General features: G+C 35.5%; 14 protein-coding genes. All 14 read left to right on the plus strand.

Annotated elements, in window-relative coordinates; genetic code table 11:
• The first annotated feature begins 3 nt into the window (after positions 1-3).
• On the plus strand, positions 4-402 hold the full coding sequence (locus NTZ27_01855) for a hypothetical protein (GenBank protein MCX6173481.1): 399 nt from the start codon (positions 4-6) through the stop codon (positions 400-402).
• A 51-nt stretch (positions 403-453) separates the two neighbouring features.
• The gene (locus tag NTZ27_01860; protein MCX6173482.1) at positions 454-1032 is read left to right on the plus strand and encodes a Maf family protein; all 579 of its coding nucleotides are present in this window, start codon (positions 454-456) and stop codon (positions 1030-1032) included.
• Position 1033: 1 nt separating this feature from the next.
• On the plus strand, positions 1034-1999 hold the full coding sequence (locus tag NTZ27_01865; GenBank protein MCX6173483.1) for a lysylphosphatidylglycerol synthase transmembrane domain-containing protein: 966 nt from the start codon (positions 1034-1036) through the stop codon (positions 1997-1999).
• Positions 1992-3242, plus strand: a complete 1251-nt coding sequence (icd, locus tag NTZ27_01870) for an isocitrate dehydrogenase (NADP(+)) (protein MCX6173484.1) — start codon at positions 1992-1994, stop codon at positions 3240-3242. The genes NTZ27_01865 and icd overlap by 8 nt, the downstream gene beginning before the upstream one ends.
• A gap of 195 nt (positions 3243-3437) precedes the next feature.
• Positions 3438-3857 (plus strand): YtxH domain-containing protein, encoded by a 420-nt coding sequence (locus tag NTZ27_01875; protein MCX6173485.1) that lies wholly within the window; start codon positions 3438-3440, stop codon positions 3855-3857.
• 6 nt (positions 3858-3863) lie between these two features.
• Positions 3864-4244, plus strand: a complete 381-nt coding sequence (locus NTZ27_01880; protein ID MCX6173486.1) for a DUF948 domain-containing protein — start codon at positions 3864-3866, stop codon at positions 4242-4244.
• Between the two features lie 32 nt (positions 4245-4276).
• Positions 4277-6373, plus strand: a complete 2097-nt coding sequence (gene fusA / locus NTZ27_01885; GenBank protein MCX6173487.1) for an elongation factor G — start codon at positions 4277-4279, stop codon at positions 6371-6373.
• A 56-nt stretch (positions 6374-6429) separates the two neighbouring features.
• The gene (locus NTZ27_01890) at positions 6430-6942 is read left to right on the plus strand and encodes an HIT domain-containing protein (protein MCX6173488.1); all 513 of its coding nucleotides are present in this window, start codon (positions 6430-6432) and stop codon (positions 6940-6942) included.
• Positions 6943-6947: 5 nt separating this feature from the next.
• Complete coding sequence (locus NTZ27_01895) at positions 6948-8123, plus strand: glycerate kinase (protein ID MCX6173489.1); 1176 nt, start codon at positions 6948-6950, stop codon at positions 8121-8123.
• A gap of 134 nt (positions 8124-8257) precedes the next feature.
• A complete protein-coding gene (gene thyX, locus NTZ27_01900; GenBank protein MCX6173490.1) occupies positions 8258-9178 on the plus strand; it encodes an FAD-dependent thymidylate synthase in 921 nt (306 codons plus the stop codon).
• A gap of 89 nt (positions 9179-9267) precedes the next feature.
• Entirely contained in the window at positions 9268-9750 is a 483-nt protein-coding gene (locus NTZ27_01905) for a dihydrofolate reductase (protein ID MCX6173491.1), read from the plus strand.
• Between the two features lie 16 nt (positions 9751-9766).
• Positions 9767-11614: a DNA mismatch repair endonuclease MutL gene (gene mutL / locus NTZ27_01910; protein ID MCX6173492.1), complete on the plus strand. Its 1848-nt coding sequence runs from the start codon at positions 9767-9769 to the stop codon at positions 11612-11614.
• A 69-nt stretch (positions 11615-11683) separates the two neighbouring features.
• Positions 11684-13339 (plus strand): methylmalonyl-CoA mutase family protein, encoded by a 1656-nt coding sequence (locus NTZ27_01915; protein ID MCX6173493.1) that lies wholly within the window; start codon positions 11684-11686, stop codon positions 13337-13339.
• Complete coding sequence (locus NTZ27_01920) at positions 13317-14207, plus strand: decaprenyl-phosphate phosphoribosyltransferase (protein ID MCX6173494.1); 891 nt, start codon at positions 13317-13319, stop codon at positions 14205-14207. The genes NTZ27_01915 and NTZ27_01920 overlap by 23 nt, the downstream gene beginning before the upstream one ends.
• The last annotated feature ends 10 nt before the right edge of the window (positions 14208-14217 follow it).

Raw genomic sequence — 14217 nt, forward strand, 5'->3', positions numbered from 1 at the left:
AAAATGAAGAAAACTACATATTTCATATTGTTTATCATTCTTTCCGCTTTAATAACCTACGCGGGAGTTGATCTGTTAAAATTTTCGGCACACAGCCAAGATGGAAATGTTGTTGTTTCGTGGCAGACTATAACTGAATCAAATCTTAATTATTTTGTTGTTGAAAGAAAAACTGTTAACGGCAGTTTTATGGAAATTGGAAATGTATCGCCTCGATCAGATAAAAATTATGAATATGTTGATCAATCTGCATTTAAAACTTCAGATCAATTATACGTTTATAGATTGAAGATAGTTGATAACGACGGTTCTGTTTCATATTCTCAAGTAGTATCGGTTACACATAGTAATATATCAAGCGTAAAGAGAACATGGGGAAGCATTAAAGCTTTATTCCGTTAATCTTTTCATCCGCATTGAACCACTTCTTATTTTAACCGATAAAAATTTTTCATGTTCAAAACAAACCTTCAAATATATTTAGCTTCAAAATCGCCCAGACGGAGAAAGCTGCTTAAACAATTAGGCATTTCCTTCAAATCATTTTCAGTTGATCTTAAAGAAGAAGTCTTAGACGGAGAACATCCTGTACAAACAGTCCGCAGACTTGCTCTCCACAAATCTGAAGCAGCTAGTTTGAAAGTGAGGAAAGGAATTATAATAACTGCCGATACAATTGTAGTTCTTAATAAAGAAATTATCGGAAAGCCCAAGGATGAAAAAGATGCTTACAATATCTTATTAAAACTAAGTGGAAAGACACATCTTGTTTTTACCGGATTTGTTGTGAAAAATTTGATGAACGGGAAAAGTGTTGTGGATTATGAAAGAACAAAAGTTACATTCAGAAAATTAACATCAAAAGAAATTAACGATTATATTAGAACTGGCAGTCCAATGGATAAAGCCGGAGCTTATGGTATTCAAGATGATTTCGGTGCAGTGTTTGTAGAAAAAATTGATGGCTGCTATTATAACGTTGTCGGTCTTCCGCTGGCAAAACTTTATGGATCACTAATGGAAATTTTGTGACTTGTTTGAAAAACTAAAAAAAAATCTAATAATATCTCTTCTTCTTACCGCACTAATTATTTTTCTCTTCGGTGTACTCACTGATTTTAATTCTATAATTAATTCTTTCAAACAGTTTAACTGGCTTTTACTACCTGCCTTGTTATGTCTGTCTTTAGGTAATTATGCATTTCGATTTATTAAATGGGAATACTATTTAAAATTATTAAAGATCAAAATTTCAAGATTACTCTCTATTAAAATATTTTTTTCCGGTTTGGCAATGAGTGCATCTCCTGCAAAAATGGGAGAGGTACTAAAATCATTATTGCTTAAAGAAATAATAAATGAACCGATCTCTAAAACGGCATCAATAATTTTTGCAGAACGATTAACAGATCTTTTATCACTAACTTTTCTTGCATTAATAGGCGGATTATATTTCCATTATAATAGTGTATTAATTTACGTTGTCGGTTCTTTCTTCATCATTTTGATAATTGTAATTAGCAACCGGGCAATTGCTGAACGCATAATAATGTTTTCTGCAAAAATACCTTTCATAAAAAAACAAATTTCTAATATTAAAAATCTTTATGAAAGCGCTTATATATTACTGCAACCTAAAGCAATTTTCTCAATGCTCGGTGTAAGTATTTTTTCATGGTCCTTTGAGTGCTTTGGATTTTATTTGATTCTCTTTAACTTTGAACAGGGTTTTTCGATTCTATGGACTACATTTGTTTATGCATTTTCTATAATAGTCGGTGCGGTTTCTATGTTACCGGGTGGATTAGGTGTAACGGAAGGTTCATTAAGTTTAATCTTGATTAAAGGCGGTATTCCTAACGAGACCGCAATTGCTACAACGATTATTATTAGAATGGTAACTTTATGGTTTGCGGTAATTCTGGGTTTAGTTGTTTTGTTCTTTCTTCGCAAAGAATATAAAAATTCATTGAATAAAACACGGAGTAATAATGGCTAAGTACAAAAAAATAGTAGTTCCAAAAGAAGGCGAAAAGATTACGATTAAAGACAGTAGGTTGTCAGTTCCAAATAATCCGGTTATTCCTTTTATAGAAGGAGACGGAACAGGCCCTGATATTTGGTTTGCATCTAAAATGGTTTTTGATGCCGCTGTTGAAAAAGCTTACAATGGAAAAAAGAAAATTGTTTGGATGGAAGTGTTTGCTGGAGAAAAAGCTGTAAAGACTTACGGAAAGAATCAATGGCTTCCGGGTGAAACTCTTGATGCAATCAAAGAATACATGATTGCAATTAAAGGTCCGCTTACCACGCCTATCGGAGGCGGTATTAGAAGTTTAAATGTTGCTCTCAGAAAAGAACTTGATCTCTTTGCTTGTGTCCGCCCTGTAAAATATTACAAAGGAACACCAAGCCCGGTAAAGCGTCCGCAAGATTTAGATATTGTAATTTTTAGAGAGAACACGGAAGATGTTTACGCAGGAATAGAATTCAAAGCTGAATCAAAAGAAGCAACAGATCTCATCAAGTACATTAACAAAAAATTTCAGAAAAAAATCCGTATGGAATCCGGTATAGGAATTAAGCCGATGAGCAAGTTCGGAACTGAAAGACTTGTAAAGAAAGCAATTGAATATGCAGTCGCTAACAAAAGAGAAAGTGTTACACTTGTTCACAAAGGTAACATCATGAAGTTTACCGAAGGTTCTTTTAAAGAGTGGGGATATGAAACTGCTAAAAAATATTTTGGCGATGTTACTGTTTCTGAAGATGATCTCTGGAAGAATTATAATGGCAAATTACCTCAAGGAAAAATTTTGATCAAAGATCGTATCGCTGATAGCATATTCCAACAAGTTTTGCTACGTCCAACCGAATATTCCATTTTGGCTACACCAAACTTAAATGGCGACTATTTATCTGATGCAACTGCAGCTCAAGTTGGCGGTTTAGGAATTGCGCCGGGCGCTAATATGAGTTATTTCGGCGGAGTGTTTGAAGCTACACACGGAACCGCGCCAAAATATGCCGGACTTGATAAAGTTAATCCGGGTTCAGTTATTCTTTCTGGCGTTATGATGTTTGAATACATGGGCTGGAAAAAAGCTGCTCGATTAATTGAAAAAGCTATCGGTAAAGCAATCAAATCTAAAACAGTTACTTATGATTTTGCACGTTTGATGAAAGGTGCAACCGAATTAAGTTGTTCTGATTTTGGAAGAGCAATAATTAAAAATATGTGACAAAAAAGCCGTGAGACATGAAAGGTCAGAGGTGAAAAGAATTAAAGATTTTACTTTTACCTCTCACTTTTCACCTTTCATGTTTGATTAACACCCGTTCACATCAAATTTTCCTACAGACCTTTCTATCCTTGATTTTAGAGCCCACTGTTTATATTTTAACACCACTTCAAATAAAACTGATGGAGGTTTGAGATGAATAATGAAGAAAATGGAATTGGTAAAGGATTATTGATAGGTTTTTTGACAGGCGCTGCTGTAGGTTCAATCATCGCTCTTCTATTTGCGCCAAAGTCCGGTAAAGAATTACGCGAAGAAATTAAAAACAAATCGCAGGATTTTATGGAAGATGCGGAGAACTATGTAGCAAACGCAAAAGACAAAGCATCACAACTCATAAATGAGGGTAAAAAAAAATCCGAAAAATTGGTATCTGATACAAAAGAAAAAGTAGATACTCTTTTAGGTGAAGCTGAAAAGATTTTAAGCGATGCAAAAGGTAAAGTCGGTAATTATACACAAGCCGGTAAAGAAAAAATTGAAAAAGAAGGTGAACGGCTGAAAACAGCAATTAGAGCTGGCATGGATGCTTATAAAACAGAGAAGGACTCATAAAAATTTATGAATATAATAGATATTCTTCTTATCATATTAATCCTATCGGCTTCTACTTTATGTATTTTCCTAATTATTTATTTGAAGAAATTAGTCGATCATGTAGAAGCTGTACGCAAAGATGTTCACGAGCTGGTTGAAAAAACAACTCCCGTTTTTGAAAATCTAGATGATGTAACGCGAAGAGTAAATCGCATTGTCTCGGAAGTCGAAAATTATTGGAATGAAATTGACAGCTCGATCAAAAAAGTGCGTGAACAGATTTCCGGTCTCACTTCTCTAAAAAGATATATTGATGCGGAGAATCCAGTCTCAGAACTCATCAAAAATGTTAAAGCTTTCACAAAGGGCTTCATTACTTTTTGGAAGACGATAAAACACAGGTAATTTTTCTTGTTCAAACATAAGGAGAATCAATTTTGAAAGAGTATAACGCAGATGCTATTAGAAATATAGCGTTTATTGGTCACGGTGGAAGTGGGAAAACTACGATCTCGGAAATTCTTTTATTCACTGGCGGAGAAATTAATCGTATTGGTAAAGTAGAAGAAGGCAACACTACTTCCGATTTTAATGCAAACGAAATCGAAAAACGGATTTCAATTGCAGCTTCAACTCTTCATCTGGAATGGAATGCTACAAAAATAAATATCCTCGATACGCCGGGTTTCCCTGATTTTATCGGACAGGTTATTTCTTCTCTGCATGTAGCAGATTTGGCTGTTTCAGTCATAAAAAGTTTTGAGGGAATTGAAGTAGGTACAGAACAAACATGGGAGTATGTAAGAAAGTATAAACTACCGGCGGCAGTTATTATTAATAAAGTTGATAATGAGCATTCAAAATTTTTTGAAACTATTGCACAAGCTAAAACTCGTTTGAGCCATGATATAACTGTTGTTTCGTTCCCGGTAAAAGAAGGTTTGAATTTCAATTCTGTTATTGATCTGGTAAAAATGAAAATGATAACGTATGCAGATGCCGGTTCTAAAAAATTTACTGAAGAAGATATTCCTACTGACTTAAAAGTACACGCAGATAAACTTAGAGAGGTTCTTGTTGAAAAAATCGCTGAGGCAAACGAAGAATTAATGAATAAATTTTTTGAAGAAGGAGCTTTGAGCGATGAAGAAATTCAGAAAGGATTGAAAGCTTCGATACTAAGCGGCGGATTGATTCCGGCTTTTGCCTTTGCCGCAACTAAAGGAATTGGACAAAACACTTTTCTCGATTTTGCAGTAAAATATTTTCCAGCACCGAATGAAAGAGAACCAATTGAAGCATCAATGAAAGACGGCGGTAAAAAAGTTAAATTAACTTGCGATGTAAAAGGCGAACCCGCTCTGCTTATTTTCAAATCATTATCTGAACAGCATGTTGGAGAACTTTCAATATTCAAAGTTTACTCAGGCTCATTAGCACCAGGACTAGATCTTCAAAACACTCACAGAGATAAAATCGAACGGCTAGGACAAATTTATGTATTGAACGGACATAACAGAAAAGATATTACAAAATTAAATGCAGGCGATATCGGCGCAGTTGTAAAATTGAAAGATAGTCACACCGGAGATACTCTTAGTTCGAAAAATTTTACAATACTTCTGCCTGAAATCCAATATCCTGAACCTGTAATACGTTTTGCTGTCAAACCTAAAGCAAAAGGCGATGAAGATAAAATTTCCGCCGCATTACATACCGCTCACGAAGAAGAACCAACACTGAGAACAAAATTTGACCCAGAAATTTCACAAACTGTAGTTTCAGGACAGGGTGAGCTTCAACTTAATCTTGGAATCAAATTATTAAAAGATCGTTACGGTGTTGAAGTTGAATTAGTTGAACCGAGAATTCCGTACCGCGAAACTATAAAAGGAAAATGTGAAGACTCAGAATACAAACACAAAAAACAATCGGGTGGACGCGGACAGTACGGGCATGTTCATTTAAAATTAGAACCAATGCCGCGCGGAAGCGGATATGAATTTGTTGATGACATCGTCGGCGGTGTTGTCCCGGGTCGCTTCATTCCTGCTGTAGAAAAAGGATTGAAAGAAATTATGACCAAAGGAATTCTTACTGGAAGTAAAGTTGTTGATGTTAAAGTTTCTTTGTTCGATGGAACTTACCATGCTGTTGACTCTGACGAAGTTTCATTTAAAATTGCCGCATCAATGGCTTTTAGAAAAGGATTTATGGAATCTAAACCGATGCTTCTTGAACCGATCTATGATATCAATGTTAAGATTCCTGATAAGTATATGGGCGATGTGATGGGCGATATTTCCGGAAGACGCGGTAAAATCCAAAACATGGATTCGGAGAATTCATTTCAAATAATCAAAGCTAAAGTACCCCTGGCAGAACTTCACAAATACTCTACTCAACTTCGCAGTTTAACTTCAGGGCGCGGAATGTTTTCGATGAGTTTCTCTCATTATGAAGAGGTTCCTAAGGAAACAGAAACAAAAGTAATCGAAGAATATCAAAAACATAAAGAAGAAGAAGCAGAATAAATTTATTCTGATTAAATTGCGGGTGGAAGTAACATCAACTTCCGCCTTTTTTATTTATGGATAAACTCTGGTCACCTTGGCGGTCTAACTACATCGAATCTTTCAAAACAAAAAAAGATTCTGATGCATGTATTTTTTGCGAGGCGTTAAAGCTTCCAATCAAAAGCAACAAATCGTTAATTGTTTTCAAAAACGATTTATGTTATGTGATGCTGAATTTGTATCCTTACAACAGCGGACACTTAATGGTCATTCCAAATAAACACGTTAGTGATATTCATGCTTTGAGCCGGAATGAATTGAATGAAATGATGAGTACAGTTCGTCTTTCAATGAAAGTTTTGGAAAAATCCATGAAGCCGCAAGGGATGAACTTTGGTGCAAATCTTGGTAAAGCCGCCGGCGCCGGAATAGATTCGCATCTTCACTTTCATGTTGTACCGAGATGGAGCGGCGATATTAATTTTATGCCGGCTATCGGTGAAGTAAAAATTATTTCTCAAGATTTACTAGTAAAAAAAAAAAAACTTATTAATTCTTTTAACGAAATTCTAAAAACAGACAAATAAAAATAATGGACGTAAAAAAATTTAATATCTTAATTGCCCCGAACAGTTTTAAGGGATGTGCTGACTCGGTTGAGATTACTGAGTATATCAAAGGATCATTGTTCAAATTACTGCCGGAAGAGATAAAATCTAAAATTGATTTTTTACTGAAGCCAATTTCTGACGGCGGTGACGGTTTTCTACAAGTATGTCAGAGAAACTTTGGTGTGGAATTTCTTCATTTTGAAATCTCAAATCCTTTCAATGCAGACAAATTTTTCTGCCCGGTCGGATATTATCAGGAAACTAAAACCATTTATATTGAATCGGCAGAAGTCTTAGGTATGAAATTAATTCCGGAAGAATTTAGAAGACCAATGTCACTTTCATCAAAAGGTATGGGTGATTTGTTACTTCAGATATATGATTTTGTGATGGACGGAATTATGGATGTTGAAAAAGTAATTATTGGAATTGGCGGGACCGGGACTAATGATCTTGGTATGGGAATGATGGAAGCATTTGGTCTTGAGTTATACGATTCGAAAGATAATATGTTGGAAGTCAAGCCAAGAAACTTTTCTAAGGTGGAGAAAATTGTTGTCCCGGAAGTAACACTGCCATACAAAATAGAAATGATTTTAGATGTTGAAAATCCATTACTTGGAATTGACGGAGCCAGTTTGCTATTTGCCGAACAGAAAGGTGCTACCGATGAAGAAGCAAAGGAAATGGAAAAAGGATTTTCACATATTCTTGATGAACTTGAGATAGATGATGATTCACAATCCAATATGAATGGTGCAGGCGGCGGTTTAGCTGCGGCAATGAAAATGTTTTTTAATGCTGATGAAAAATATGCAGATCAGTTCATAAAAGAAGATTTGAAAGTTGATGCTGCTAATTATAAAGTTGATCTTGTCATTACCGGTGAAGGTAAATTAGATTCACAAACATTTCTAAACAAAGGTGCTTTCATAGTCGTTAATGAATTCGCGCAAAAAGATATTCCGATTATTTTTCTATGCGGTGCGAGTGAAGGCGATCTGCCTAAAGTGGAAAATCTTAAAGTGATAGAGATTTCGGAATACTTTGATACAATTGAAGAATCAATTGAGAAGATTGATAAAGGCATTGATATAGCAAGCAGAAAGATCAGCAAAGAAATTATACAGCTTTTTGCGAAAAAGAACGCTATCTAAAAATGTTGATATTCACTTTGCGATCTTTGCGAAAAACTTTGCGCACTTTGCGTTTTGCTTTTTAACCGCAGAGAACGCCAAGAAGGCGCAGAGTACACAAAGATTAAATCCTATAATCATAAGACAGAATTAAAATGGAAAATCAAACAGAGACTTTTGAAAAAATAAAAATAGATGCGTTAGAAGAAATTCTTGGGAAGAAATTTCCCGTACTAGATGATGGTTTTGTCCGCGTTGTAGATTATATGGGCGGTGATGAAGCTATTGTTCAGGCAGCACGAGTTTCTTATGGCAAAGGAACGAAAAAAGTTTCTGAAGACCGCGGGTTAATTCGATATCTGTTAAGAAACTTCCACACTACTCCTTTCGAAATGAGTGAAATAAAATTGCATGTTCGTGTTCCGATGGATGCATGGCGGCAATGGATACGCCATAGAACTGCAAATGTTAATGAATACTCAACTAGATATTCAATTGCAATTGATGCATCACAAAAAACTGATGCAGGTAATTGGAGAATTCAAGCAATGGATAATAAGCAGGGAAGTGAAGGATTTTTTGATAACGCGATTGGCAGCAAACTAACTGAACGTGAAGTAGAACTTCAGCAATTTGCTCGCGAGATCTATCAAGAAAGATTACAGCTTGGTGTTGCAAGAGAACAAGCACGTAAAGATTTACCGCTTTCAACTTACACAGAAGCGTATTGGAAAATTGATTTACACAATCTTTTAAATTTTCTTGCCCTTCGTATGGATAATCATGCTCAGTTCGAGATCCGCAGTTATGCAAATGTCATTGGCAATGAAATTGTTTCGAGATGGTGTCCGATAGCTTGGGAAGCATTTAAGGATTACAGAATGAACTCAATGAGTTTTTCTTCTCTTGAACTGCAGATACTTAAACAATTAGTAACCGGTAATAAACAAGCAGCACTTAAATTGGCGGAAGATTTCGGCTGGCTCAATAAAATTAATGATAAACTTTCCAAAAACCGTGAAAGAATTGAGATGGAGGAAAAGCTTATTGAGTTAGGTATTGAAAAGCCATGGTAAGAGAAAGATTCTTTTTGTGAATTAATTATTGGATTGTAGGTTTCTTTCGAGAAAAATATATCAACATCAGCTTTAGCGGGTATTAGTTATTGGAAAAAATAATTATCGCTGCCATTTCAAAGAACAACGTAATCGGGAAAGATGGCAAGGTACCTTGGCATTCTAAAGAAGAGTTACAGCATTTCAAACAAACTACAATGAGCTTTCCGGTAATAATGGGAAGAAAAACATGGGAAGCTATCGCTAAACCGCTCAAAGGAAGATTAAACGTAGTAATAACCCGCGATCAGAGTTTTTCAACGCAATTTCATGAAGTAATTGTTTTTCAGTCACTTCATCTTGCGTTTAGTTATTTTAGCACCAGCATTTATAATAAAGTGTTTATTATAGGAGGCGGTGAAATATTCTCGGAAGCTATTGATAAAGTTGATTCATTAATTTTATCTGAAATGAATTTTGAAACTGAAGGAGATATATTCTTTCCGGAAATTGACGGAACGAAATGGACACTTGATACAAACGAATTATTTACTGATTTCACAGTCCATCATTATATTAGAAAACAAAATTAGAAAGTATAGGTACTGATTGTCTCAGAAAATAAAAATATTACCGGAAATTCTTGCTAACAAAATAGCAGCCGGCGAAGTTGTAAACAGGCCTGAATCCGTTGTAAAAGAGTTAATGGAAAACGCGATTGATGCAGGAGCGTCAACTGTTGAAGTGATGATAAAAGGTGCAGGCAAAACTTTAATACAAGTTTTTGATGACGGCGAAGGAATGAGTGAGCAAGATGCGGTTCTTTCTATTCAAAGACATGCGACGAGTAAAATTACAACACTTGATGACCTTGAGGGAATTAGAACATTTGGTTTCAGAGGTGAAGCGTTGGCCTCAATTGCCGCTGTTAGTATTTTTGAATTGAAAACTGAACGTAGAGATGAAGAGCTAGGTACTTTCTTAAAGATTGATGAAAACTCCAACATCGTAAAAGAAAAAGGATCTTTTGCAAAAGGCACGTCTATCGCCGTGAAGAATCTTTTTTACAATGTTCCTGCACGCCGTAACTTCTTAAAGACTAATCAAACCGAACTTAAACATATTATTGAAACATTTAAGAAAATTTCTCTCAGTCATCCTGAAATTGCTTTCAAGTTTTACAACGATGATGATATAGTTTTCGATTTTCCTATCGGAACTATTCAAGAAAGAATGAAACATGTCTTTGCAGAGAATATTCTAGATGCAATTCTAGAAGTAAAAGAAATTACAGATTATATTTCCATCACAGGATTCGTAACCAAACCCGCCTATCTACGCAGAAGTAAAGGTGAACAATACTTTTTCCTGAACAAAAGATATGTACAAAGTAAAATTATTAATCATGCTGTTTTTACTGCTTATGAACACGTTCTGGAAAAAGGCGATTATCCATTCTTCGTTTTGTTCATGACAATTGATCAGAAAAAAGTGGATGTAAATGTTCATCCGTCAAAATTGGAAGTTAAGTTCGAAGATGAAAAAGAAATTTATTCTTTCGTTCAGGCTGTTATTAAAAAAACACTTGGAAGTTATGATCTTGTTCCTAACATAACTTTTGATGGGTCACAAACCGAGAAAGAATCTTTACGATACCGGAAATATTCTCCGAGTGATCGTCAAGATTTTAGCGACAGACCATTTACTGCCAGATCTAGTGATGGAGAACGCCGCGCTCCAATAATGAGCGAAGAAGAAATGGACCGGATGTTCGATGATCTGAATCAAGAAATAAAATCGTCAGCGCCATCTTCGCCGGTTTCTACTCCCTTCGATGAAAAACAAACAACGGAAGTTTATCATGAAAGCGGGATTTCACAAGAATTCGAGACACCGTTTCTAGTTTTGCTTCACAATAAATACATTCTATCACAAATAAAAAGCGGATTAATGATAATTGATGCTCACGTTGCCCATGAACGTATTCTTTATGAAGTAGCGATGCAATCTTTTGAAGCAAACATTCCGTTTGCACAGCATCTTCTTTTTCCGCAGACAGTGAATCTTGATCCGGCTGATTACCAGTTGATGAAAGAATTAGAACCTTATCTTACAAATCTGGGCTTTGAAATTAAATTCCAAGTAAAGAATAAAATTGTAATTGTTGGAATCCCATCGGATGTAAAAGTTGAATATGAAGTTGAAACGTTGCTGGATATTCTTAATGAGTATAGGAAAAACGAACAGCATAATCAGCTTGAAGTACGCGACAATCTTGCAAAATCTTTTTCATGCAAAGCAGCTATTAAAGCCGGAGATAAACTTACCGAAAAGGAAATGAGAATTCTTGTTGACAAACTTTTTGCAACGTCTATGCCATATGTTTGCCCACATGGCAGACCAATAGTAATAAAAATTCCTCTCGAAGAGTTTGATAAAAGATTTGGAAGGACTTGATCACTTTCGTATTTTTTCTACAATTCACTTTAGAAATATGAGTAATTCAATTTGAAAGTCGAGGTTTTAATGTCTTTAGATAAATATAATAAAGCAAAAAAAGCATACATTAATAAACTTTTGAAGTCGGATGAAACCGGAATGAAATTTTCTACAGTATCCGGCGAACCGATCAATCCGCTTTATACTCAAGATGATATTGGAAATAATAATCAACTTGAAGAAATTGGATTCCCGGGAGAATATCCTTACACACGGGGGATTCATACAAACGGTTACCGAGGGAAGAATTGGACAATGAGACAGTTCGCCGGATTCGGAACGCCTGAAGATACAAACCAGCGGTTCAAATATTTACTTGAGCATGGACAGACCGGACTTTCTGTTGCATTCGATCTTCCCACATTAATGGGGTGGGATGCAGATTCACCGATGAGTCAAGGCGAAGTAGGAATTTGCGGAGTTGCTGTCTCTTCACTTCAAGACATGGAAATTTTATTTGATGGTATTCCACTTGACAAAGTCTCAACATCAATGACGATCAATTCTCCGGCAGCAATGATCTTTGCATTTTATCTTGCAGTTGCTCAGAAGCAAGGAGTAAGTTTTGATAAACTTCGCGGCACTCTTCAAAACGATATTTTAAAAGAATACATAGCTCAGAAGGAATTTATTTTTCCACCGCGTCCTTCAATGAGAATTATAACTGATATGATAGAGTACTGTGCAAATGAAGTACCTCAATGGAACCCGGTTTCAATCAGCGGTTACCATATTAGAGAAGCCGGATCTACTGCTGCACAAGAACTTGCATATACTTTAGCGGATGGATTTGCATACATTGAAGCTTGTCTGGAAAGAGGAATGGATATAGATTCTTTTGCACCGCGTCTTTCATTTTTCTTTAACTCACATTTAGATTTCTTTGAAGAAATTGCAAAGTACCGTGCGGCAAGAAGAATTTATGCAAAGAGATTGCGTGAAAAATATGGAGCTAAAAATCCAAGATCGTGGTGGCTGCGGTTCCATACTCAAACTGCGGGATGCACATTAACCGCTCAGCAACCTGAAAACAATATTGTCCGCACTGCTTTTCAAGCAATGGCAGCAGTACTTGGCGGTACGCAATCGCTCCACACAAACTCGATGGATGAAACATTGGCATTGCCGAGCGAGAAAGCAGTTAAGATTGCTCTCCGCACGCAGCAAATTCTTGCTTATGAAACAGGAATAATAAATACTGTTGATCCTCTCGGCGGAAGTTATTTTGTTGAATCACTTACGAATAAAATGGAAACGGAAGCAAATAGAATTTTCGGTGAGATTGATTCTCTTGGTGGAGTTATAGATGCAATCGAACACGGATATTTTCAGAAAAATATTGCTGATTCGGCTTACCGATATCAGAGAGAGTTGGAGAAAAAAGAAAAATTTATTGTTGGGATTAACGAGTTTGTAGAAGAAGAAAGCAAAATTGATATTCCAATTTTAACAATTTCTCCGGACGTGGAAATCCAACAGAAAAAAAGATTAGCGGAACTGCATCAGAGCAGAAACCAAAATGAAGTTGAAATTAGTTTGAAAGAAATAAGTGAAGCTGCACTTAATGGAAATAATTTGATGCCGGTTTTTGTAAAGGCGGCAAATAATTATGTTACTCTGGGCGAAATGGTTGGTGAATTGAAACAACACTTCGGGACTTATGAAGAAACTGTGGTTTTCTAATATATCTGTTTTTATAAAATTAATTAGAGTTACCAGCTGGCCTAAGAATTTTTTTGTCTTCGTACCGGCAGTCTTCTCAAAACATATTTTTAGTTTAGATTATTTTCTTACTGTATTGCTGGGATTTTTTACATTCTCGATCGCTTCAAGTGCAGTGTATGTATTTAATGATATTATTGACGCGCCAAAAGACAAATTCCATCCGTTAAAAAAGAATAGACCTATTGCAAGCGGGACTGTCTCCAAATTTACTGCAACAGTAATATCGGCTATTTTCTTTTTAACACTTGCAGCAATTACATTGCAAATGTCTCTTTATTTTAGTTTGATCGTATGGGCTTATGTTATCATAAATATTTTTTACACTTCATTCTTAAAAGAAGTTGTGATAGTTGATATATTTTGTATTGCATCGGGATTTATGCTTCGTGTAATTGCCGGTGCATTTTTAATTTCGGTTGATATATCAAATTGGTTGATACTTACTACAATGTTCCTTTCACTTTTTCTAGCTGTAATGAAACGACGTGTGGAGATTGCAAATAGTTCTAATCCTTCAGAGCAAAGATTAGTTCTTAAAGACTATTCTCTAAGTTTCATTGATCAAATTGCAGCTATGACCGGAAGCGGAGTTATTTTAAGTTATGCTTTGTATTCTGTTGCTGATAGAACAGTCCATTTTTTTGGTTCTGAAAATTTAGTATTTACAACTACGTATGTGATTTTCGGAATTTTTAGATATATGTACTTGGTCTATAAAAAAGACAAAGGTGAAAACGTAATTGAAGTATTAATGACTGATATTCCCATGATAATTAATTTAGTTCTGTACATAGTAACAACTATGTTTATCATTTACTCAAGATAATATGATTAGG

Source organism: Ignavibacteriales bacterium, assembly GCA_026390775.1.
GTDB lineage: Bacteria > Bacteroidota > Ignavibacteria > Ignavibacteriales > Melioribacteraceae > Fen-1258.

Coding starts and splice junctions, on each gene's coding strand:
- NTZ27_01855 (MCX6173481.1), top strand. CDS start 4: ATGAAGAAAACTACATATTTCATATTGTTTATCATTCTTTCCGCTTTA.
- NTZ27_01860 (MCX6173482.1), top strand. CDS start 454: ATGTTCAAAACAAACCTTCAAATATATTTAGCTTCAAAATCGCCCAGA.
- icd (MCX6173484.1), top strand. CDS start 1,992: ATGGCTAAGTACAAAAAAATAGTAGTTCCAAAAGAAGGCGAAAAGATT.
- NTZ27_01875 (MCX6173485.1), top strand. CDS start 3,438: ATGAATAATGAAGAAAATGGAATTGGTAAAGGATTATTGATAGGTTTT.
- NTZ27_01880 (MCX6173486.1), top strand. CDS start 3,864: ATGAATATAATAGATATTCTTCTTATCATATTAATCCTATCGGCTTCT.
- NTZ27_01890 (MCX6173488.1), top strand. CDS start 6,430: ATGGATAAACTCTGGTCACCTTGGCGGTCTAACTACATCGAATCTTTC.
- NTZ27_01895 (MCX6173489.1), top strand. CDS start 6,948: ATGGACGTAAAAAAATTTAATATCTTAATTGCCCCGAACAGTTTTAAG.
- thyX (MCX6173490.1), top strand. CDS start 8,258: ATGGAAAATCAAACAGAGACTTTTGAAAAAATAAAAATAGATGCGTTA.
- NTZ27_01915 (MCX6173493.1), top strand. CDS start 11,684: ATGTCTTTAGATAAATATAATAAAGCAAAAAAAGCATACATTAATAAA.
- NTZ27_01920 (MCX6173494.1), top strand. CDS start 13,317: ATGAAGAAACTGTGGTTTTCTAATATATCTGTTTTTATAAAATTAATT.